Source organism: Pseudomonas sp. 02C 26 (assembly GCF_002843585.1).
Classification (GTDB): Bacteria; Pseudomonadota; Gammaproteobacteria; order Pseudomonadales; family Pseudomonadaceae; genus Aquipseudomonas; species Aquipseudomonas shirazensis.
In genome coordinates this window covers 3,286,969-3,307,839 of record NZ_CP025262.1, presented here as the reverse complement: position 1 = coordinate 3,307,839, position 20,871 = coordinate 3,286,969, and the positions used below count along the sequence as shown (strand labels likewise).

The window sequence follows — 20,871 nt, the reverse complement described above, 5'->3', positions numbered from 1 at the left end:
AGCAAACAATTAGAAAAACCTGGAGAAGGCCCCATGCAACAGAGCAGATCGCAAGTGATCGAAAAGGACGGCTTGTGCGAGTTGTCCGAAGGCTCCGACGTCCTCGACAGCCCGCGCTACAACCACGACATGGCACCGACCAAGGTGCACCAGCGCACCTGGAACAAGTGGCACATCACCGCGCTGTGGGTGGGCATGTCCATCTGCGTGCCGACCTACACCCTGGGCGGTGTGCTCACGGCGTATTTCGGCCTGAGCGTGGGCGAGGCGCTGCTGGCGATCCTGCTGGCCAACCTGATCGTGTTGATCCCACTGACCCTGAATGCCTTCCCCGGCACCAAGTACGGCATCCCGTTCCCGGTGCTGCTGCGTTCGTCATTCGGCATCATCGGCTCGAACGTGCCGTGCCTGATCCGGGCGGTGGTGGCCTGTGGCTGGTTTGGTATCCAGACCATGTTCGGCGGCCTGGCCATCCACCTGTTTCTCAGCTCGATCTTCGATGGCTGGAAGGCCCTGGCCGGCACCGGTGAGGTGATCGGCTTCATGATCTTCTGGGTGCTCAACCTGTGGGTGGTGCTGCGCGGGGCGGAGTCGATCAAGTGGCTGGAGACGCTCTCAGCGCCGCTGCTGGTGGCGGTCGGTTTTGGCCTGCTGTTCTGGGCCTTGCCGCATATGTCGATGACCGAGCTGCTGGCGCAGCCGCCAAAACGCCCGGAAGGTGCCAGCGTGGTCAGTTACTTCTGCGCCGGGCTGACGGCGATGGTCGGCTTCTGGGCCACCTTGTCGCTGAACATCCCCGACTTCAGCCGCTACGCCAGGAGCCAGAAAGACCAGATTCTCGGGCAGATTTTCGGCCTGCCGCTGACCATGTTCCTGTTCGCTTCACTGGGCGTGGTGCTGACCGCGGCCTCGGCGTCGCTGGTGGGGGAAACCATATCCGACCCGGTCAGCCTGATCGGCCGCATCCAGAGCCCAGGCTGGGTCGCGCTGGCCATGGCCTTGATCGTGATTGCCACCTTGTCGACCAATACTGCGGCCAACATCGTCTCGCCGACCAACGACTTTCAGAACATCGCCCCGCGCCTGATCGGGCGCACCCGCGCAGTGCTGCTGACAGGTGTCATCGGCCTGCTGCTGATGGGCCACGAGCTGCTGAAGAAACTGGGCTGGATCGTCTCCGACCTGAGCCTTGAGAGCGTGTACTCCAACTGGCTGCTGGGCTATTCGAGCCTGCTCGGGCCGATCGCCGGGATCATGGTGGTGGACTACTTCCTGATCCGCCGCCAGCAACTGGACCTGGCCGGGCTGTACCGCGATGACGTCTATCCGGCCTGGAACTGGGCCGGTTTTGTGGCCTTTGCCCTGCCAGTGGCGCTGACGCTGATGTCGATCGGCAACAGCAGCTTCAGCTGGTTCTACGACTACGGCTGGTTCACCGGTTCGCTGCTGGGTGCGGCGCTGTACTACGTGCTCGGCCCGCTGGCCGCACGCAGCCCGGTGCGCCTGGCCAAGCCGTTGCCATGAAGCCGCACGCACAACCACGCAGCCACTCATTTGCCTGAGGAGATATGCCCATGACCCCTGCCAAGGATGTCCTGCAATCCAGCCACAGCCACGTCGACAGCCAGCGCTTGTGGCAATCATTGATGGAATTGGCGCGCCTCGGTGCCACGGCCAAGGGCGGCGTCTGTCGGCTGGCCCTGACCGACCTCGACCGCCAGGCGCGCGACCTGTTCGTGCAGTGGTGCGAGGCCGCTGGCTGCAGCGTCAGCATCGATGCGGTCGGCAATATCTTTGCCCGCCGGCCCGGGCGTAATCCTGCGCTGGCGCCGGTGATGACCGGCAGCCATATCGACACTCAACCCACTGGCGGCAAGTTCGACGGCTGCTTCGGTGTCATGGCCGGGCTCGAGGTGATCCGCACCCTGAACGACCTCGGCGTGGAAACCGAAGCACCGCTGGAAGTGGTGGTGTGGACCAACGAAGAAGGCTCCCGCTTTGCGCCGTGCATGATGGGTTCCGGGGTGTTCGCCGGCAAGTTCACCCTGGAAGAGACGCTGGCCAAGACCGATGCGCAAGGCGTCAGCGTCGGCGAGGCGTTGAACGGGATCGGCTACGCCGGCACGCGCGCGGTACTCGGCCATCCGGTGGGCGCCTATTTCGAGGCGCATATCGAGCAGGGGCCAATCCTTGAGGACCAGGCCAAGACCATCGGCGTGGTGCTCGGCGCGCTTGGTCAGAAGTGGTTCGACCTGACCCTGCGCGGGGTCGAGGCGCATGCCGGGCCGACGCCGATGCACCTGCGCAAGGACGCTCTGGTCGGCGCGGCGGCGGTGGTCGAAGCGGTCAACCGCACCGCGCACAGCCATCAACCGCATGCCTGCGGTACGGTCGGCTGCCTGCAGGCGTATCCCGGCTCACGCAACGTGATCCCCGGCGAAGTACGCATGACCCTGGATTTCCGTCACCTTGAAGCTGATCGGTTGCAAGCGATGATCGCTGAAGTGCAAGCGGTGATCGAGGCGACCTGTGCCAAACATGGTCTGAGTTTCGAGCTGACGCCGACTGCGGATTTCCCTGCGCTGTACTTCGACAAGACCTGTGTCGCGGCCGTCCGCAGTGCTGCAGGTGCGCTGGGGCTGTCGCACATGGATATCGTCAGCGGGGCAGGGCATGACGCGATCTTTCTCGCTGAGCTGGGGCCGGCCGGGATGATCTTTGTGCCGTGCGAAAACGGCATCAGCCACAACGAAATCGAGAACGCCACGCCGGAAGATCTTGGCGCTGGTTGCGCGGTGTTGTTGCGCGCGATGCTGGCGGCCTCGGAAGCGATTGCCAGCGGGCGCCTGGCGGCCTAGAGGGGCACATGTGCAAGGGGCAGCAGACGCTGCCCTGATGCACTTACTCGAACACGGGGCGCATGAAGCTGCGCTCGTAGCTGAGGATAAAGCGCTGTTCGGTTGCCAGGGCAAATGCGGCCTGGCACTCAGGGTCGCTCTCCGAGTCCTTGCGGTACTGCTCGTAGGCGGCAAGGCTGGGGAAGCTGAACTGGCAGTAAGCGATATTGCTCGCGCCCTCGGCGGGCAGCAGATAACCGTGATGGGTGCCGCCCATGCGATTGACCAAGCCGATCCATAGCCGCGCGTAGGCCTCGAATGCAGGTATCTGATAGGGGTCGATAACGTATTTCAGGTGGCAGGTGATCACAGCTTCAATCCTTTGCGTGAGGGAACTCGGCCGCCCACAGTAGCCGGATCGACCGTTGGCGTCGACCCGCCGCAACCGCCCTGAACTTTAGCCCTCAGTCTCGCCTCGTAATATCTAGACAAATCCTCTGATCCAGCCAACCGAGGCATGCCATGTCGTCGCTTATTCATCCGCACGCCCGCTTCAAGCCCTATCACTCGGCGGCGGGAGGTTGGGGGTCGGCGCACTCAGTGATGACCATCCTCTGGCGTGAGCAGGCCTTGGCCAAGTCACCCAAGGCGCTGTTCAAGCAGAACAAACCGGACGGCTTTGCCTGCGTCAGTTGCGCCTGGGCCAAACCGGGTAATCCGCACGCGCTGGAGTTCTGTGAAAACGGCGCCAAGGCTACCGCCTGGGAGCTGACTTCGTTACGCACCGAGCCTGAGTTCTTCGCACGGCATACCCTCAGCGAACTGCGCAGCTGGAGTGACCACGACCTTGAACAGCATGGGCGCCTGACCGAGCCGCTGCGCTATGACCGTGCCAGTGATCGCTATCTGCCGGTGAGCTGGGAGCAGGCCTACCGTGAAATCGGCCAGACCTTGCGCAGGCTGTCGCCCGAGCAAGTGGTGTTCTATGCCTCGGGGCGGGCTTCGCTGGAAGCCTCGTTCATGTACCAGCTGTTTGCCCGTGCCTACGGCAGCAACAACCTGCCGGACAGCTCCAACATGTGCCACGAGAGCACCTCGGTTGGCTTGCAGGAGAGCATTGGCGTGCCGGTCGGCACCGTTACCCTGGAAGACTTCGAGCAGACCGACTGCATCTTCTTCTTCGGCCAGAACGTCGGCAGCAACAGCCCACGCATGCTTCACCCCCTACAGCATGCGCGCAGGCGTGGTGTGCCGATCATCACCTTCAACCCGCTGCGCGAGCGCGGCCTGGAGCGCTTCGTCAACCCGCAGTCACCGCGCCAGATGCTTGGCCCAGACTCTACGGTGATCAGCAGCCAGTATCATCAAGTGGCCATCGGCGGCGATCTGGCGGCGGTGCTTGGCATCAGCAAGACGCTGCTGGAGATGGACCGCGTGGCACATGTCGAGGGCCGGCCGGCGGTGCTCGATCATGCCTTCATCGCCGAACATACCGAGGGATTTGCCAGCTTTGTCGAACAGGTCGACAGCTACAGCTGGGCTACGCTCGAGCAGCGCTCGGGGCTGGCCCGCGCAGCGATGGAAGCCGCCGCCACGGTATATGCCCGCAGTGAGCGGGTGATGCTGGTGTTCGGCATGGGCATGACCCAGCATCGTCATGGCGTGGCCAACGTGCAGATGCTGGTCAACCTGTTGCTGCTACGCGGCAATATCGGCAAGCCCGGCGCCGGTGTGTGCCCGGTGCGTGGCCATTCCAATGTGCAGGGCCAGCGCACGGTTGGGATCACCGAAGACCCGGCCAAAGTGCCGGTGGACAAGATTGAAGCGCTGTTCGCCTTCAAGGTGCCCGAGCAGATGGGGCTGGCTACCGTGGATACCTGTGAGGGCATCCTCGCAGGCTCGGTGAAAGCCTTCATCGGTCTGGGCGGTAACTTCCTCCGGGCTATCCCGGACACCTCGCGAATGGAGCCGGCCTGGGCCAACCTTCAGTTGAACGTGCAGGTCGCCACCAAGCTCAACCGCACCCACCTGCTGCCGGGGCGCGATGGCTGGTTGCTGCCGTGTCTGGGGCGTATCGAGATCGACCGCCAGGACGGTGTGGCGCAAAGCTACAGCACCGAAGACAGTACCGGCTGCCTGCATGGCTGGCGCGGCACCGCGGAGCCGGCCAGCGAGCACCTGCGCGCCGAAGTAGCGATCATTGCCGGGCTGGCCGAAGCGACCCTGACCGCGGGGCAAGCGAACATCCCCTGGGACGCCTGGCGCCGTGACTACGCGCTGATACGCGAGGCGATCGCAGCGGTGTATCCGCAGATCTTCCACGACATGGAAACCCGCATGTGGCAGCGCGGTGGTTTCCATCGGCCGCTGCCGGCCTGCGAGCGCCAGTGGCAGACCGAATCGGGCAAGGCGCAGTTCGTCACGGCCGGGCGCCTGGATGAGGATGATGACGTGTCCGTCAGCCCTGAGCGGCGTGATGTACTGCAGTTGATGACGCTGCGCAGCAACGATCAGTTCAACACCACCATCTATGGCTACGATGACCGCTTTCGCGGCGTGCATGGCACTCGCAGCGTGGTGTTCATGAACCACAGCGACGTCACTCGGCTGGGTTTTGCCCCGGGCGACTGGGTCAACCTGCGCACCGCCGTCGAGCCTGACGTGCGCCGCGAAGTCGGGCCGATGCAGATCATCGCCTACGACATCCCCGCAGGTTGCGCGGCGGCGTATTACCCCGAGTGCAACGCATTGATCCCGCTGTGGCATCACGCCGAACGCAGCAAAGTGCCGGCGGCCAAGTCGGTGCCGGTGACGCTGCATCCTGGGCAGCCTTCGGCGCAGGATCTGCAGCGCGCACTACCCAAGGGCGAGCAGATTGCTTGAGTGCTGCGAGGGCTCTGTATGGCCTGATTCAGGGTCATCTGTAACTTATGCGGGGTGAGTGAGTGCTTTAGCATCGGAGCCTCTTGTGCACAGTCAAGCGCTGCAGCACCTCACTTGCTTATCGGGTTACACGCCATGGACAGCCACTCGCTACTTGCCTACACCCTGGTCGCCGCGATCGCCATTGCCAGCCCAGGGCCGGCCTCGTTGATGGCGATCAACAACAGTATTCTGTACGGCGCACGTTCCGCGATCTGGTCATCGCTGGGCAATGTCAGCGGGCTGTTCTGCCTGTCGGCTGCGGCGATGCTCGGCTTGGGCGCGCTGCTGGCCAGCTCGGAAGTGCTGTTCAACGCGGTGAAGATTCTCGGTGCAGCCTACCTGTTCTATCTCGGCGGCAAGCAGCTGCTGAAGAAGAATCCGATGCTGGCGGAGGCGGGCGCAGCACCGGTGAAGGTGCTCAGGCCAACGCGGCTGAAACTATACAAGTCGGCGTTTCTGACCGCAGCCACCAACCCCAAGGCGACCATGTTTTTCACCGCCTTGTTTCCCCAGTTCATCGATCAGGGCGCGGCATTGCTGCCGCAGTTCTTGATCCTGACCGCGATCTTCATGGCGTTGTCGCTGCTGTCGCTGGCGGTCTACGCCAGCCTCGCAGCACGGGCCAAAGGCGTGCTGACCCGGCCGCAGTTTGCCCGCTGGGTCAGCCGGGTGGTGGGCACTACCTTCATCGGCTTTGGCGCTGCGATCCTGGCCATGCGGCGGCAGAGCGCCTGAACACTGCCGGTCACAACCAGTAGGTCACCGCATACCAGCCCAGGCCGCCCATGACCACGGTGTAGGGCAGCGCCATCCACACCATGCGCCCGTACGACAGGCGCACCAGCGGCGCGATCGCCGAGGTCAGCAGAAACAGAAACGCTGCCTGGCCATTGGGCGTGGCCACGCTGGGCAGGTTGGTGCCGGTATTGATCGCCACCGCCAGGGTCTCGAAGTGCTCGCGGCTCATGCGTCCGTCGATGAACGCCTGCTTCACTTCGGTGATGTAGATGGTGGCAACGAACACGTTATCGCTGATTGCCGAGAGCAAGCCGTTGGCCAGATAGAGCATGCCCGGTTGTTGCTCGGGCGGCAGGGCCAACACCGCTGCGATCAACGGGCTGAACAGCTGCTGCTGGTGGATCACCGCCACTACCGCAAAGAACACCACCAGTAGCGCGGTGAATGGCATGGCGTCCTGGAAGGCACGGCCCAGACGGTGCTCATCGGTGATACCGGTGAAGGCCGTGATCAGCACGATCACCATCAGGCCGATCAAGCCGACTTCGGCAATGTGCAGGCCCAGGCAGACAATCAACAGCAGCGCCGCCAGCCCTTGCACCCACAGTGCCAGGCGCTGGGCCGGCGTGCGTGCGGCATCGTCCTCGGCCGCGTGGGCGGCCAGCACCTGGCGCACGCGCGTCGGCATCAGGGTGCCGTAGCCGAACAGGCGTAGCTTTTCCAGCACGACGCAGGTCAGCAGGCCGGCACCCAGCACCGGCAACGATACCGGCGCGACCTTGAAGAAGAAGTCAGCGAAGTGCCACCCCAGCTCATGCCCGATCAGCAGGTTCTGCGGCTCGCCGACCAGCGTGCAGACGCCGCCCAGCGCAGTGCCGACAGCGCCGTGCATGAGCAGGCTACGCAGAAAGGTGCGGAACTGGTCAAGGTCTTCGCGGTGCAGCTGGGCGACCTGCTGGTCGCTGCCCAACTCCGTGTCTTCACGCGGATTGGCACCGGAAGCGACCCGGTGATAAACCGCATAAAAGCCGACTGCGGCACTGATGATCACTGCCGTCACCGTCAGTGCATCGAGAAACGCCGAGAGGAACGCCGACAGTACGCAGAACAGCAGCGCCAGCACGGTCTTGCTGTGCACCCCGAGCAGGATCTTCGAGAACAGGAACAACAGCAGTTCCTTCATGAAGTGAATGCCGGCGACCATGAACATCAGCAGCAGAATCACCGGGAAGTTGTGCAGTAGTTCGTCGTACAGCGCCTGGGCGGTGGTCAGCTTGAGCAATAACGCCTCGATCAGCAGCAGCCCGCCTGGCATCAGCGGGTAGCACTTGAGTGCCATCCCTAAGGTGAAGATGAACTGGATCACCAGCAGCCAGCCCGTCGCTACCGGGCCTAGAGTGGCCAGCACCAGCGGGTTGAGCAACAGGAACAGGCAGATTACCGCCTTGTACCAGCGCGGCGACTGGCCAAGAAACGAATGGGCGAGGGAGCTCGGCAGGGAGCGTTCCATGAATTTGTATCCTTATGATTCTGCAGTCGCGCACGGTGCCGCAAAGCACGCTCATTGCGCAACTGTAGGAGCGGCCTTGTGTCGCGAAAGGGCTGCAAAGCAGCCCCGGACGTCCTCAAACCAGGCGCAGTATTCAGAATCCAGCAGACCTTAAGCGGATGACCAGTAGGTGCGCTATAGTCCTGCGCTGACCACCTTAGCCACAGGAGCTCCGCCGATGACCGACTACACCGCGTTCACAGTTGAACTGACCGAAAACATCGCGCACGTGCAGATCAACCGCCCGGAAAAAATCAACGCGATGAACGCGGCGTTCTGGCAGGAAATCATCGAGATCTTCCAGTGGATCGATGACACCGATGCGGTCCGCGCAGTGGTCATCAGCGGCGCCGGCAAGCACTTCTCGTCCGGCATCGACTTGATGATGCTGGCCTCGCTGGCCAACCAGCTGGGCAAGGACGTCGGCCGCAATGCGCGCTTGCTACGCAAGACCATCCTCAACATGCAGGCGTCGTTCACCGCCGTCGACAACTGCCGCAAACCGGTGCTGGCAGCGATCCAGGGCTACTGCCTGGGCGGCGCCATCGACCTGATCTCGGCCTGTGACATGCGTTATTGCAGCAGCGACGCGCAGTTCTCGATCAAGGAAATCGACATGGGCATGGCCGCCGACGTCGGCACCCTGCAGCGCCTGCCGCGGATCATCGCTGATGGCGTGATGCGCGAAATGGCCTACACCGGGCGGCATGTCGAGGCGCAGGAGGCGCACCAGATCGGCCTGGTCAACCGGGTTTACCCCGATCACGCGGCGCTGCTCGACGGAGTCTTTGCCATTGCCCGTGAAATTGCGGGAAAATCCCCCATTGCCGTGGCCGGCAGCAAGCAGATGCTCAATTACATGCGCGAGCACAGTATCGCCGATGGCCTTGAGTACATTGCGACCTGGAACGCCGCCATGCTGCAGTCCGAAGACTTGCGGGTCGCCGTCGCGGCTCACATGAGCAAACAGAAACCGACGTTCGCCGACTGACCGAGGCGGTGGACGCGCTTGAAGGAAAGCCCACCATGTCAGCACGCTGGACTAGCGCAGTACTCGACCCCAATGTCGCCGGAGGGCTGGCCGTGGCCCGCGGCCCGGACGGGTTTCTGCTGGACGATAACGGCGTGCTGTTCCCGCGTGAATGGCTCAAGCGCCAGGATCTGGACATCCTCTGCGAGCACGGCATCGGTCACTTCGACGGTGAGCCGGTGTTCCTGCTGGAGCTGCGCAGCACCGCTGATGTGAGCGGTTGCGGTTGGCGTGGCCTGCGCCAGTTCATGCTCGAAGGCGACTTCGATATCTACAAGCTGCTTGGCTACGCGGCGCAGATCGGCACCTGGGCGCGTGAGCATCGCTTTTGCGGCAGCTGCGGCCAGGCCATGACCCAGATCCACTGGGAGCGGGCCATGCACTGTGCCAGCTGCGACCTGCGCAGCTACCCGCGCATTTCGCCCAGCATGATCGTGCTGGTCACCCGCGGCGACGAGATTCTACTGGCGCGCTCACCGCGCTTTGTCACTGGCGTGTACAGCACCCTGGCCGGGTTTGCCGAGCCGGGCGAGTCGGCTGAGGACTGCCTGGTGCGTGAAGTGCGTGAAGAGGTGGCGGTAGAGGTGAAGAACATCCAGTACGTCGGCAGCCAGTGCTGGCCGTTCCCGCACTCGATGATGCTCGGTTTTCACGCCGAGTACGCTGGTGGCGAGATCGTCATGCAGCCGGACGAGATCGAGGATGCGCAGTGGTTCAACGTGCATGCCCTGCCGCCACTGCCGGCCGGGCGTTCGATTGCCCGGCACTTGATCGATCTGTATGTGGCGCGCCGCTTAGGCCTGGCCGAACCAGTGCTGCCAGGCTAGGCGCACGGTCAGCGCCAGGACCACGGTGATGAATACCGGGCGGATGAACTTGCTGCCGCCGCTGATTGCCGTGCGTGCGCCAAAGAACGCCCCGACCATCACCGCCAGGCCCATGGCCAGGCCCACGATATAGTCGACCTGACCAGAGGCGATGAACACCGTCAGCGCCGCCGCGTTGCTGACGAAGTTCATGCTCCGCGCCACACCACTGGCGCGGACCAGATCGATCGGATACAGCAGCAGCGTGCTGACTGTCCAGAACGCACCGGTGCCTGGCCCGGCGACGCCATCGTAGAAGCCCAGGGTGAAGCCCTGAGGCAACTGCCAGGTTTTCTTGATCGGCGCATCGGCGTCCAGCGGCGCCTTTGGCGTGCCACCGAACAACAGGTAGATGCCACAGGCAAACACCACCACCGGCAGCATCTTGTTCAACCACTCCGCCGGCAGGTAATGGGCGATCACCGCGCCGAGCAGGGCACCTACCAGCGTGCCGAACAGCGCCGGACGCCACTGCGCCGGGTGGAACAGCTTGCGCCGGTAGTAGGTGAAGCCGGCGGTGGCCGAGCCGAAGGTCGAGCTGAGTTTGTTGGTGCCCAGCACCAGATGCGGCGGCATGCCCGCGGTCAGTAGCGCAGGGGTAGTCAACAGACCACCGCCGCCGGCAATGGCGTCGATAAAGCCGGCAACAAAGGCAACCAGTGTCAGGATCAGCAGCGTCAGCGGTTCAACGGAGAGTTCGAAAGGCATGAGGATTCGGGCTTAGCGGCAGTGCGCGGCAAAAGGCCGCGGCAAAGGCTGCCATGGTAAACGCCAGCGTCGGGTGTGGCCAGTATCGAGGCGGTTTTGCCGCCCGCTACAGGAACCAGTGATACTCGCGTGCGCTGACTTCATTCATGAAGGCCAGGTGGTCCTGGCGTTTGTTTTCGCAGTACACCTTCACGAACTCCTCACCGAGCCCGGCACTGACCGCAGGATGCGCTTGCATCGCGGCCACCGCGCTAAGCATGTCCTTGGGAAAGTCGATGCCGCTGGTGCGATCATCATTGAGCGGGGCAATCGGCTCTTGTCGGGCCGCCAGGCCTTGCTCCATGCCACAGAGGATTGCCGCCAGCACCAGGTACGGATTGGCGTCGGCGCCGGCCAGGCGGTGCTCGATGCGCAGGTTGCGTGAGTCCGACTCGGGGATACGAATGCACGCGTCACGATCTTCAAAGCCCCAGCTGGCGTGGCTGGCGGCGTTGACCATGGCGCCATAGCGGCGAAACGCATTGTGGTTGCCGGCAAAGATCGGCATGCACTGCGGCAGCAGGGCCAGGCAGCCGGCCACGGCATGGCGCAACGGCCGCTGCTGGTCGGCGGCGAGCACATTGTTGCCGCTGCTGTCGTAAAGGCTGACATGCACGTGCATGCCACTGCCGGGTGCCTGCAGGTAGGGCTTGCTCATGAAGCTGGCGCGCAGGCCGTGCTTGCGCGCCACACCGCGGCTGCTGCGGCAGAACAGGGCGGCCCAGTCGGCGGCGCGCAGGCCGTCGTCGCAGTGGCCGAAGTTGATCTCGAACTGACCCGGGCCGAGCTCTGCGGTGATGACGTTGGCATCGACGCCTTGGGCGTTGGCGGTTTCGACCATGTCGTGCAGCACTTCGCAGAAGCGCGACAACCGCTCGATATGCAGGTTGGGCTGGTCATCGCGATCGCCACTGACCGGGTCGCGGGGAAACTGCGGCAGGCCGTCCTGCAGCGCGCGGTCGAACAGGTAAAACTCCAGCTCGAATGCAACCACCGGGCGAATGCCCCGCGCCTGCAGACGGCGCAGCACCCGGGCGAGGACCTCGCGCGGCTCGAACTCTATGGGCGCATCGGTGCCGTCGGAGCTGATCAGCATCTGCCCCAGTGGCTGCTTTTCCCAGCTGACCGGCTTGAGCGTACCGGGGATCAGCCGGCGCAGTGCATCCGGGTCGCCATCGTTGAAGCAGTAATCGCCAATCGGGAACAAGCCACCCTGGGCACCGAGCAGCACGCAGTTCTGCGGCAGCTTGAGCGGGCTGCCGGCGGCGAGCTTTTCGAGCATGTCGATGGGGTAGCGTTTACCGTAGAAATGCCCGGGGATGTCCAGGCTGATCAGGTCGACATAGCGCACTTCGGGGTGTTGGCTGCGAAACGCGCGGACTTCGTCCAGCAGGGTAGTGGGGGTCATTGCGAGCTCTAGACGGCGCTGTGATTCAGCCTGAAAAATCTAGCAGCTGGTGCTGGTTTCGCCAGCAAGCTTGTATTTATTGCAACGCCTGGCTGATGCTGGCGATGCCCATCAGCCGCCTGTCAGGACTTCAACCATGCGCCGTCTGCCCTCGCTGACCGCCTTGCGCACGTTCGAGTGCGCCGCCCGCCATGGCCATTTCGGCCGGGCCGCCGCCGAGCTGTGCGTCACCGACAGCGCAGTCAGCCACCAGATTCGCCAGTTAGAAGCGCAGCTGGGCGTGGCGTTGTTCGAGCGGGTCGGCCGCCAGGTGCGCCCGAGTGCTGAAGCCGAGCGCCTGCTGCAGCAGTTGCAACAGGCCTTCGAGTTGATCGGCAAGGCCTGTGACGAGCTGCGTGACCCGGCTTCGCAGGCAGTGCTGCGGGTTGCGGTTACGGCAGAGCTGGCGCAGAAATGGCTGATCAATCGCCTGGCTGACTTCAGCAGCCGCTACCCGCACATCACCCTGCATCTACTCGAACAGCCGATCAATGCCGGGGCGCCAGCGCTGGACGTTGACCTGGCGATCACCTACGGCACCAGCGCGCTGGACGCCAGCACGCACTTCGTGCGGCCGTTGCCGCTGCTGCAGTTCTTTCCAGTGTGCAGCCCCGGCCTGTTCAACCAGAGCGCCATGAAGCGCCCGCGCGACCTGTTGCGCCACTGTCTGTTGCACGACGACCAGGACGGCAAGACCTGGACCTCGTGGCTGGCCACCCACGCCGAAGACGGCCAGCCCAACCGCCAGCTGTACTTCCCCCATGCGGCGTTGGCGCTGGAGGCGGCGCTGCTCGGCCAGGGCGTAGCCATGGGCGACAACCTGACCTGCCAGGCCGACCTGCAAAGTGGCCGACTGGTGCGCCCGTTCAGTGCCAGTGTGACCGCGCAGGGGCAGTACGCGCTGGTCTGCGAACGCTTGCGCCTGGAGCGCGGTGCAGTGGGCGACTTCGTTGACTGGTTCATCGAACAGATCAGCGAACCGTGAATTCAATTCACCAATCGCTGAGTTTTCATCGTTGGATGTGCGCCCGCTGGCGGCGTAGCTTCGGCTCATCCCACTCAGTCACGACGAGGTTGACCCATGGCACGTTCGCTCAGCACTATCCCCAAGGCCGATGGTTTCCGCTTGCCCGGCGAGTTCGAAGCCAAGGCCGGCTGCTGGCTCGGTTGGCCGGAGCGGCCGGACGTGTGGCGCAATGGCGCCAAACCGGCGCAGCAGGTGTGGGTCGAGATCGTCAAGGCGATTGCCAGCAGCGAGCCGGTCACTGTGTGTGCCTCCGCCGCGCAATACGCCAATGCCCGACGCCTGCTACCGGAGGCGGTGCGGGTAGTGGAGATGACTTGCAATGACACCTGGTTTCGCGACAGCGGACCGTGCTTTGTGGTCAACGATGACAGCGGCGAGGTACGCGGCGTCGACTTCGAATTCAACGCCTATGGCGGCCTCGACGGTGGGCTCTACTACCCATGGGACAAGGACGACCAGATCGCTCGCAAGGTCCTCGAGATCGAAAACCTGGACCGCTATCGCGCGCCGTTGATCGCAGAACTCGGCGGCATCCAGAGTGACGGCCAAGGCAGCCTGCTGACCACCGAGCAATGCCTGCTCAACCGCAATCGCAACGCTCATCTGGGCAAAGCAGAAGTGACCCGGCGCCTGCAGGATTACCTTGGTGCCGAGCAGGTGATCTGGCTGCCACGTGGCTGCAAGTTCGATGAAACCGACGGCCATGTCGACGACCTGGCCTGCTTTGTACGGCCCGGCGAGGTGGTGCTGCAATGGACCGACAACCGCGATGATCCGCAGTGGGAGATCTACCAGGAAGCCTACGACATCCTGCGCAGCACCCGCGACAGCCGCGGCCGTGAGCTCAAGGTGCACAAGCTGCCCCAACCCGATGTGCTGCAGTGGACCGCTGCCGAAGCCGCCGGGCTGGATCAGGTCGACGGCACTCATGTGCGCCAAGCCGGCACGCGGATCTGTGCGTCTTACATCAACTACTACGCCGGCAACTCGGCCATCGTCGTGCCGTTGTTCGGCGACCGCAATGACAGCGTCGCCCAGGCGACCCTGGCAGAGTTGTTCCCGGGCAAGCGCATCATCGGCATCGAAAACTCGCGCGAGATTCTGCTCGGCGGCGGCAACGTTGCCTGCATCACCATGCCGCAATACGCCGGAGGGCCTCGCTGATGAAAGCCTCTGTGCTGGCACTTGGGTTGGCGCTGGCCGGCAGCGCGGCGGCGGGGCACGCCGCCGATGCGGCGCAGCCCACCGTCAACCTGTACATCTGGGGCGAGTATTTGGCGCCAGACACGCTGAGCAATTTCGAGAAGGAAACCGGCATCCGCGTGGTCGCCGACCACTTCGATTCGCTGGAAACCGCCGAAACCAAACTGCTGACCGGGCGCAGCGGCTATGACCTGGTGCTCAGCGCCGGTCAGCACCTGAGCCGGGCCATTGCCAGCGGCGCGTTGCAGCCGCTGGATAAAAGCCGGCTGCCCCATCTGCAGGGTGTGGGCGAGGAGTTTCGTCAGCACATGGCCGTGTTCGATCCCGGCAACCGCTATGCCGGGACCTACGCCTGGGGCACCACCGGGGTCGGCTTTCAGCAGCAGGCCGTGACCGCACGCCTGAGCGATGCGCCGCTGGACAGCTGGGCGATGCTGTTCGACCCGGCGGTGGTAGCGAAATTTGCCGATTGCGGGGTGAGCCTGCTCAATGACCCCAACGAAGTGTTTGCCGCAGTGATGCGCTACATGGGCCTGGACATCAATCAGCAGCGCCTCGAAGACCTCAAGCTGGCCGAGGCACACCTGCGCAAGATCCGCCCGTACATCCGCTACTTCGACAATGATCGCAACATCAACGACCTGGCCAACGGCGAGACCTGCGTGGCGATGTCGTGGAACGGCAACGTGGCTATCGCCCAGGGCCAGGCGCAGCAGGCGGGCAAAACCTACAGCCTCGATTACCGAATCCCCAAGGAGGGCACGTTGATCTGGCTCGACGCGCTGGTGGTGCCCAAGGACGCACCGCACCCGCAGGCGGCCTGGGCCTTGATGGACTACCTGATGCGCCCGGAGGTGATCGCACCGATCACCGACACCATTCACTACGCCAATGCGATCAGTGCCGCCGACAACCTGGTCGATGCGCAGATCCGCAACGCCCCCGGCACCTATCCGCCGGCCGAGGTGCGCGCGCGGTTGTACAGCAAGAACGACAATGGCAAGCAATTCAACCGCGAACTGACCCGAGCCTTCAGCCGACTCAAGAGCGGCACCTGAGGCCAGGTCTGAGGCTCAGGTAGTGGCCTTGCGCCTGGCAACCCTCGGCTTGGCCGCCTTGGGCTTGCCGTCGGCCGCTTTGGCCTTGGTGCCCGAGCGGCGCTTCTTGCTCCAGGGCGCCTTCTTGCCACCGGCGGGTGCCAGCGGGCCGCTGATGGTCATGCGCATGCCGCTACAGCGCTCCACCAGTTTGCCCATCCAGGCCGATTGGCGGGCAACGAATTCCTCGAGGGTCATTTCGCCGCTCTGGACCATGTCCAAAGCCTGCTCCCAGATCGCCGTGGTGCCCGGGTCGGCAATGGCCCGTGGGACGGCGTCAATCAGGCTGAACGCGGCTGGGGTGGCGGCCAGGGCCTTGCCGTTCTTGACCAGATAACCGCGGTCGAGCAGGCCCTGGATGATGCTGGCGCGGGTGGCCTCGGTGCCGATGCCGGTGGTGTCCTTGAGCTTTTGCTTAAGCTTGGGGTCATCCACCAGCTTGGCGACGTTTTTCATCGCCTTGATCAGGTCGCCTTCGGTGAAAGGCTTCGGCGGCTGGGTCCACAGGTCCTTGAGCTGGACGTTGCGCACTGCGCAGACCTGGCCTTGCTGCAAGGCTGGCAGCACCTGCGCCGGCGGCGCTTCACGGCCCTTGGCCGGTGTCAGCGCCTCTGGCAGGGCGCGGCGCCAGCCGGGTTCGACGATCTGCTTGCCGACGGCGCGCAGGGCGTGGCCAGCGCAATCGAAATCAGCCTGGGTGCGGTCGTATTCATGGTTGGGCAGAAATTGTGCCAGGTAACGCGCGCGGATCAGGGTGTAGACGGCCTTGTATTTGGGCGGCAGGCGCGTCGGGTCACTGGCGGCGGCAGTGGGGATGATGCCGTGGTGGGCGCTGACCTTGGCGTCGTTCCAGGCGCGCGAGCGGCGTTGCGGCTGCAGGTGCGCTTGCAGCGGCGCCAGGCTGGCATCGGCGCGCTGCAATGCAGCGAGAATGGCCGGCGCCTCGGCGTGCTGGCTCATTGGCAGAAAGCCGCAGTCGCTGCGTGGGTAGGTGATCAGTTTGTGGGTTTCGTACAAGGCCTGGGCGATGTCGAGGGTTTCCTGGGCGCCGTAGCCGAACTTCTTCGAGCAGATTTCCTGCAGGGTGCCCAGATCGAACGGCAGTGGTGCGGCTTCGCGCACCCGCTCGGTGACCAGCTTGCTGACCTGCGCACTGCCAGCCGCAGCCATATCGGCGGCGGCTTGCTGGGCCAGGCTCTGGTTAAGGCAGCGGGCCTGATCATCGCAGGCGTCTTCAGGCGCGCGCCACTGTGCGTTGAACAGGCTGCCGGCATGCTCAAGCTGCACGTCGATGGCCCAGAACGGCACCGGCACGAAGTCGGCGATGCTGCGATCGCGGTCTACCACCAGGCGCAGGGTCGGGGTTTGCACACGGCCGACGGGCAACACGCCTTGATAACCGGATTGACGCCCGAGCAGGGTGAACAGCCGACTCATGTTCATGCCGATCAGCCAGTCGGCACGCGAACGGCCCAGAGCTGAATGGTACAGGCTGAAGGTCTCGCTGCCGGGCAGCAGCTTGGCCAGAGCCTTGCGGATCGAGGCATCGTCCAGCGCCGACAGCCATAGGCGCTGGATCGGGCCGCGGTACCGGCAGTGCTCGACCAGCTCACGGGCGATCATCTCGCCTTCGCGGTCGGCGTCGGTGGCGATGACCAGTTCGCGCGCTTCGCCAAGCAGGCGTTTGACTACCTTGAACTGGCTGGCGGTTTTTGGCTTGACCAGCATTTTCCACTGGCCCGGGATGATCGGCAGGTCGTCCAGGCTCCAGCGCTTGTAGCGGGCGTCGTAACTGTCGGGCGGGGCGGTTTCGAGCAGGTGGCCGATGCACCAGGTCACGCACACGTCAGTGCCTTGCCAGCAGCCGTCACCGCGGCGGGTGGCGCCGAGCACTTTGGCGATATCTTTGGCCTGGGAGGGTTTTTCGCAGAGAAACAGGCGCATGGCCGAGAACGCTTCATGGGCAGACGATGAGCGTCAGGATGGACAAAGAAGCGCCGCCAGGCAAGTTTTATCTGTATGCATATACAGCTGGCTGGTGAGCCGATGTTGCAGAGCACGCAGCGGGCCATTGCAGCCCGCTGCGAAACAGGGCCGGTTCAAGCGGCCCTGAGGTTGCTCAGGAGAGGTCGCAGGACTCGCGCACCATCTCCACGTGGGGGATGCCGGCTTCGAGGAACTCCTCGCTGACCACCTTGAAACCCAGCCGCTCATAGAACGGCGTGGCATGCACCTGGGCGCTCAAGGTCTGTTGCTTGAGGTCGCGAGCCTGGGCTTCGGCGATCACCGCATGCATCAGTGCGTCGCCCACTTTCAGCCCGCGCCAGTCCTTGAGTACCGAGATGCGGCCGATGGTGCCGTCTGCCAGCAGGCGCGCGGTGCCGATCGGGTAGTCACCCTCAAGGGCCAGGAAATGCACGGCCTGGGGGTCTTCGGCGTCAAATTCCAGCTCAGGCGGAATGTGCTGCTCGGCAACGAACACCGCATCGCGGATGTGGCGGATGTCACTGTTGTCCTTGATCCAATCGGCAAGCCGAACGCTGATTCTATTCATTGGCAAAACCCAGACTTCCTTGTTCGACCAGCTGGCAGACCAGAGTCAGACCTTCTTCATCCTTGAGCCACTGGCCCAGGTTTTCGATGTGCAGCGCATCGGCGGCGCAGATCATTTTCAGCAGATCGCGCAGGTGGCCCGAAAGCAGACGGCTCTGGCCGCTGGCGAACAGCAGCAAATTGTCATCGACCTCCGACCAGGCCAGGCGTGCGCTTGGATTACGGATAAGAATAGCGCCTTGTTCCAGGCTGTCGATCAGCTCTTCTTCGTTGAGCGGCTCGCCGGCGACCTGCTCAGGGTAGCGTGGCTCGGTCATGAACTGGCCAAACCAGGTCAGCAGCAGGCGCTCGTCACCCATGTGCTCGGCCAGCAGGGCCTTGAGGCGGTCCAGAGCGTCGTGCTGGATCTGGTGCGGGTCGCTGACCGGCTGGGCGTCGGCGTCGCTGTAGCGCTCTTCGTCCGGCAGGAACTGGCTGAGGAAGTCGGTGAAGTGGGTCAGCACTTCAGCAGCGCTTGGCGCGCGGAAACCGACCGAGTAGGTCAGGCAGTTGTCTTCGGCAACGCCGAAGTGGGCCAGGCGTGGTGGCAGGTAGAGCATGTCACCCGGCTCCAGGCGCCACTCGTCGGTCTGCTCGAAGTCAGCCAGGATGCGCAGGTCGGCGTGCTCGAGCAGCTTGCTGTCGCTGTCGCACATCTGGCCGACTTTCCAGTTGCGGGTACCGTAGCCCTGCAGCAGGAACACGTCGTAGTTGTCGAAGTGCGGGCCGACGCTGCCGCCGGGCGCGGCATAGCTGATCATCACATCGTCGATGCGCCAGCTCGGCAGGAAGCGGAAGCTTTCCAGCAGTTCGGCCACTTCTGGCACGAACTGGTCGACCGCTTGCACCAGCAGGGTCCAGTCGCGCTCTGGCAGGGTGGCGAAGTCGTCCTCGGTGAACGGGCCGCGACGCAACTCCCACGGGCGTTCGCCGTGTTCGAGGACCAGGCGCGATTCGACTTCCTCTTCCAGGGCCAGGCCAGCCAGCTCGTCAGGGTCGATCGGGCTTTCGAAGTCGGTGAACGCCTGGCGCACCAGCAATGGCTTCTTCTGCCAGTAGTCACGCAGGAACTCGCGAGCAGTCAAACCGCCAAGCAGCTGAAGTGGAGTATCAGAATTCATGTTCAACCTATTGAAAAAACGTAATTTTCGTCCGGGAATAAAAACGCCCGGCTAGGCCGGGCGTCAGACGCAGGCGTAATCTTAGATACGTTTGGCCTGCGCGACTGCGTTACCTATGTAGGTCGCAGGAGTCAGCTGCTTGAGCTCGGCCTTGGCATCGGCTGGCATGTCCAGGCCATCGATGAAGGTCAGCAGCGCCTCAGGGGTGATGCCTTTGCCACGGGTCAGCTCTTTGAGCTTCTCGTAGGGGTTTTCGATGTTGAAACGACGCATGACGGTCTGGATCGGCTCGGCGAGCACTTCCCAGCAGGCGTCCAGGTCAGCAGCGATGCGCTGAGTGTTGACTTCCAGCTTGCTGATGCCCTTCAGGCTGGCTTCATAGGCGATAACGCTGTGAGCGAAGCCCACACCCAGGTTGCGCAGCACGGTGGAGTCGGTCAGGTCACGCTGCCAGCGCGAAACCGGCAGTTTGCTGGCCAGGTGCTGGAAGAGGGCGTTGGCGATACCGAGGTTGCCTTCGGAGTTTTCGAAGTCGATCGGGTTGACCTTGTGCGGCATGGTCGACGAGCCGATTTCACCGGCAACGGTGCGCTGCTTGAAGTAGCCCAGCGAGATGTAGCCCCAGATGTCCCGGTCGAAGTCGATCAGGATGGTGTTGAAGCGGGCGATCGCGTCGAACAGCTCGGCAATGTAGTCGTGCGGCTCGATCTGGGTGGTGTACGGGTTGAACTGCAGGCCCAGCTCGTCTTCGATGAAGGCGCGGGCGTTTTCTTCCCAGTCGATCTGCGGGTAGGCCGACAGGTGCGCGTTGTAGTTACCGACGGCGCCGTTGACCTTGCCCATCAGCGGCACGGCAGCGACTTGCGCAATTTGGCGCTCGAGGCGGTAGACGACGTTGGCCATCTCTTTGCCCAGGGTGGTCGGCGAGGCTGGCTGGCCGTGGGTGCGCGACAGCATCGGCACGTCGGCATGCTGGTGGGCGAGCGCGCGGATCGCTTCGGCGATCTGGCGCATCAGCGGCAGCAGCACGTCATCACGGCCCGCGCGCAGCATCAGCGCGTGGGACAGGTTGTTGATGTCCTCGCTGGTGCAGGCGAAGTGGATGAACTCGCTGACGTTGGCCAGCTCAGGCAGTTGTGCAGCCTGCTCCTTGAGCAGGTACTCGATGGCCTTGACGTCGTGGTTGGTGGTGCGTTCGATTTCCTTGACGCGCTCGGCGTGGGCCAGCTGGAAATCGCTGGCCAGGGTATCGAGAACGGCGTTGGCCTCGGCCGAGAATGCCGGCACTTCACCGATTTGCGGGTGAGCGGCCAGGCGTTGCAGCCAGCGCACTTCGACCAGGGCGCGGAAACGGATCAGGCCGTATTCGCTGAAAATAGGGCGCAAGGCCTGGGTTTTGCCGGCGTAGCGGCCGTCTACAGGGGAAACCGCAGTGAGCGAGGAAAGCTGCATGGGGTGTTCTCGGACAGTCAGGCTTTTGGAGGGCGCATATCATACATGAAAAATGCGCCGAGGTCGGGTGGCTGACCAAAGGTCGAGCCGTTTCAAAGCTTATCGCGGTCGCTGTAGGAGCGGCCTCGTGTCGCGAAAGGGCGGCGCAGCGGCCCCAGGATTTGTGCCGCACCCTAGGATTGCTGGGCGCGCTTCGCGCACCTCTCGCGACACAAGGCCGCTCCTACACGGACCGCGCCA

Annotated in this window: 17 protein-coding genes; 9 read left to right on the top strand and 8 right to left on the bottom strand. The window is 63.8% G+C overall.

The genetic code is table 11. The features are described 5' to 3' along the window. The first annotated feature begins 33 nt into the window (after positions 1-33). Positions 34-1,524, top strand: a complete 1,491-nt coding sequence (locus tag CXQ80_RS15165; RefSeq protein WP_101320884.1) for an NCS1 family nucleobase:cation symporter-1 — start codon at positions 34-36, stop codon at positions 1,522-1,524. 50 nt (positions 1,525-1,574) lie between these two features. Further along, positions 1,575-2,858: a Zn-dependent hydrolase gene (locus CXQ80_RS15160; protein ID WP_101320881.1), complete on the top strand. Its 1,284-nt coding sequence runs from the start codon at positions 1,575-1,577 to the stop codon at positions 2,856-2,858. Between the two features lie 43 nt (positions 2,859-2,901). On the opposite strand, the gene CXQ80_RS15155 is transcribed toward CXQ80_RS15160, so the two are convergent. Beyond that, a complete protein-coding gene (locus CXQ80_RS15155; protein ID WP_101320879.1) occupies positions 2,902-3,207 on the bottom strand; it encodes an NIPSNAP family protein in 306 nt (101 codons plus the stop codon). 152 nt (positions 3,208-3,359) lie between these two features. Here CXQ80_RS15155 and CXQ80_RS15150 point away from each other — a divergent pair, with 152 nt between their 5' ends. Next, positions 3,360-5,720: an FdhF/YdeP family oxidoreductase gene (locus tag CXQ80_RS15150; protein WP_101320877.1), complete on the top strand. Its 2,361-nt coding sequence runs from the start codon at positions 3,360-3,362 to the stop codon at positions 5,718-5,720. A 135-nt stretch (positions 5,721-5,855) separates the two neighbouring features. Then, the gene (locus CXQ80_RS15145; RefSeq protein WP_101320875.1) at positions 5,856-6,497 is read left to right on the top strand and encodes a LysE family translocator; all 642 of its coding nucleotides are present in this window, start codon (positions 5,856-5,858) and stop codon (positions 6,495-6,497) included. A gap of 10 nt (positions 6,498-6,507) precedes the next feature. Here CXQ80_RS15145 and nhaB read toward each other — a convergent pair whose 3' ends face one another. After that, entirely contained in the window at positions 6,508-8,010 is a 1,503-nt protein-coding gene (gene nhaB / locus CXQ80_RS15140) for a sodium/proton antiporter NhaB (protein ID WP_101320873.1), read from the bottom strand. A 217-nt stretch (positions 8,011-8,227) separates the two neighbouring features. Here nhaB and CXQ80_RS15135 point away from each other — a divergent pair, with 217 nt between their 5' ends. Together CXQ80_RS15135 and nudC are read left to right on the top strand one after the other, a co-directional pair. After that, positions 8,228-9,040 carry a crotonase/enoyl-CoA hydratase family protein gene (locus tag CXQ80_RS15135; protein ID WP_101320871.1) on the top strand — a complete coding sequence of 271 codons (813 nt, stop codon included), beginning with the start codon at positions 8,228-8,230 and terminating at the stop codon, positions 9,038-9,040. A 35-nt stretch (positions 9,041-9,075) separates the two neighbouring features. Continuing rightward, entirely contained in the window at positions 9,076-9,906 is an 831-nt protein-coding gene (nudC, locus tag CXQ80_RS15130; RefSeq protein ID WP_101320869.1) for an NAD(+) diphosphatase, read from the top strand. Here the strand turns inward: nudC and CXQ80_RS15125 are convergent. Beyond that, positions 9,874-10,653, bottom strand: coding sequence for a TSUP family transporter (locus CXQ80_RS15125; RefSeq protein ID WP_101320867.1), 780 nt, complete (start codon positions 10,651-10,653; stop codon positions 9,874-9,876). The genes nudC and CXQ80_RS15125 overlap by 33 nt on opposite strands. Before the next feature lie 106 nt (positions 10,654-10,759). Next, positions 10,760-12,100 carry a glutamine synthetase family protein gene (locus CXQ80_RS15120; RefSeq protein ID WP_101320866.1) on the bottom strand — a complete coding sequence of 447 codons (1,341 nt, stop codon included), beginning with the start codon at positions 12,098-12,100 and terminating at the stop codon, positions 10,760-10,762. 136 nt (positions 12,101-12,236) lie between these two features. On the opposite strand from CXQ80_RS15120, the gene CXQ80_RS15115 reads away from it, so the two are divergent. The 3 genes from CXQ80_RS15115 to CXQ80_RS15105 all read left to right on the top strand — a co-directional run bounded on the left by CXQ80_RS15115 (position 12,237) and on the right by CXQ80_RS15105 (position 15,427). Beyond that, positions 12,237-13,124: a LysR substrate-binding domain-containing protein gene (locus tag CXQ80_RS15115; RefSeq protein ID WP_101320864.1), complete on the top strand. Its 888-nt coding sequence runs from the start codon at positions 12,237-12,239 to the stop codon at positions 13,122-13,124. Positions 13,125-13,220: 96 nt separating this feature from the next. Next, on the top strand, positions 13,221-14,330 hold the full coding sequence (gene aguA, locus CXQ80_RS15110; protein WP_101320862.1) for an agmatine deiminase: 1,110 nt from the start codon (positions 13,221-13,223) through the stop codon (positions 14,328-14,330). Further along, a complete protein-coding gene (locus tag CXQ80_RS15105) occupies positions 14,330-15,427 on the top strand; it encodes an extracellular solute-binding protein (protein WP_101320860.1) in 1,098 nt (365 codons plus the stop codon). The genes aguA and CXQ80_RS15105 overlap by 1 nt, the downstream gene beginning before the upstream one ends. Before the next feature lie 15 nt (positions 15,428-15,442). On the opposite strand, the gene CXQ80_RS15100 is transcribed toward CXQ80_RS15105, so the two are convergent. The 4 genes from CXQ80_RS15100 to purB all read right to left on the bottom strand — a co-directional run bounded on the left by CXQ80_RS15100 (position 15,443) and on the right by purB (position 20,631). After that, the gene (locus CXQ80_RS15100) at positions 15,443-17,410 is read right to left on the bottom strand and encodes a DNA topoisomerase III (protein ID WP_101320858.1); all 1,968 of its coding nucleotides are present in this window, start codon (positions 17,408-17,410) and stop codon (positions 15,443-15,445) included. A 175-nt stretch (positions 17,411-17,585) separates the two neighbouring features. Further along, positions 17,586-18,020 (bottom strand): GNAT family N-acetyltransferase, encoded by a 435-nt coding sequence (locus CXQ80_RS15095; RefSeq protein ID WP_101320856.1) that lies wholly within the window; start codon positions 18,018-18,020, stop codon positions 17,586-17,588. Continuing rightward, a complete protein-coding gene (locus tag CXQ80_RS15090) occupies positions 18,013-19,179 on the bottom strand; it encodes a cupin domain-containing protein (protein WP_101320854.1) in 1,167 nt (388 codons plus the stop codon). Before CXQ80_RS15090 ends, CXQ80_RS15095 begins: the two co-directional genes overlap by 8 nt. 81 nt (positions 19,180-19,260) lie before the next feature. Continuing rightward, positions 19,261-20,631 carry an adenylosuccinate lyase gene (purB, locus tag CXQ80_RS15085; protein ID WP_101320851.1) on the bottom strand — a complete coding sequence of 457 codons (1,371 nt, stop codon included), beginning with the start codon at positions 20,629-20,631 and terminating at the stop codon, positions 19,261-19,263. Positions 20,632-20,871 lie beyond the last annotated feature (240 nt).

Bases quoted from the DNA above. Each gene is read 5' to 3' on its own strand.
- CXQ80_RS15115 (WP_101320864.1), top strand. From the start codon at position 12,237: ATGCGCCGTCTGCCCTCGCTGACCGCCTTGCGCACGTTCGAGTGCGCC.
- CXQ80_RS15100 (WP_101320858.1), bottom strand. From the start codon at position 17,410: ATGCGCCTGTTTCTCTGCGAAAAACCCTCCCAGGCCAAAGATATCGCC.
- CXQ80_RS15165 (WP_101320884.1), top strand. From the start codon at position 34: ATGCAACAGAGCAGATCGCAAGTGATCGAAAAGGACGGCTTGTGCGAG.
- CXQ80_RS15125 (WP_101320867.1), bottom strand. From the start codon at position 10,653: ATGCCTTTCGAACTCTCCGTTGAACCGCTGACGCTGCTGATCCTGACA.
- aguA (WP_101320862.1), top strand. From the start codon at position 13,221: ATGGCACGTTCGCTCAGCACTATCCCCAAGGCCGATGGTTTCCGCTTG.
- CXQ80_RS15105 (WP_101320860.1), top strand. From the start codon at position 14,330: ATGAAAGCCTCTGTGCTGGCACTTGGGTTGGCGCTGGCCGGCAGCGCG.
- CXQ80_RS15095 (WP_101320856.1), bottom strand. From the start codon at position 18,020: ATGAATAGAATCAGCGTTCGGCTTGCCGATTGGATCAAGGACAACAGT.
- CXQ80_RS15135 (WP_101320871.1), top strand. From the start codon at position 8,228: ATGACCGACTACACCGCGTTCACAGTTGAACTGACCGAAAACATCGCG.
- CXQ80_RS15120 (WP_101320866.1), bottom strand. From the start codon at position 12,100: ATGACCCCCACTACCCTGCTGGACGAAGTCCGCGCGTTTCGCAGCCAA.
- CXQ80_RS15145 (WP_101320875.1), top strand. From the start codon at position 5,856: ATGGACAGCCACTCGCTACTTGCCTACACCCTGGTCGCCGCGATCGCC.
- nhaB (WP_101320873.1), bottom strand. From the start codon at position 8,010: ATGGAACGCTCCCTGCCGAGCTCCCTCGCCCATTCGTTTCTTGGCCAG.
- CXQ80_RS15090 (WP_101320854.1), bottom strand. From the start codon at position 19,179: ATGAATTCTGATACTCCACTTCAGCTGCTTGGCGGTTTGACTGCTCGC.
- CXQ80_RS15160 (WP_101320881.1), top strand. From the start codon at position 1,575: ATGACCCCTGCCAAGGATGTCCTGCAATCCAGCCACAGCCACGTCGAC.
- nudC (WP_101320869.1), top strand. From the start codon at position 9,076: ATGTCAGCACGCTGGACTAGCGCAGTACTCGACCCCAATGTCGCCGGA.
- purB (WP_101320851.1), bottom strand. From the start codon at position 20,631: ATGCAGCTTTCCTCGCTCACTGCGGTTTCCCCTGTAGACGGCCGCTAC.
- CXQ80_RS15150 (WP_101320877.1), top strand. From the start codon at position 3,360: ATGTCGTCGCTTATTCATCCGCACGCCCGCTTCAAGCCCTATCACTCG.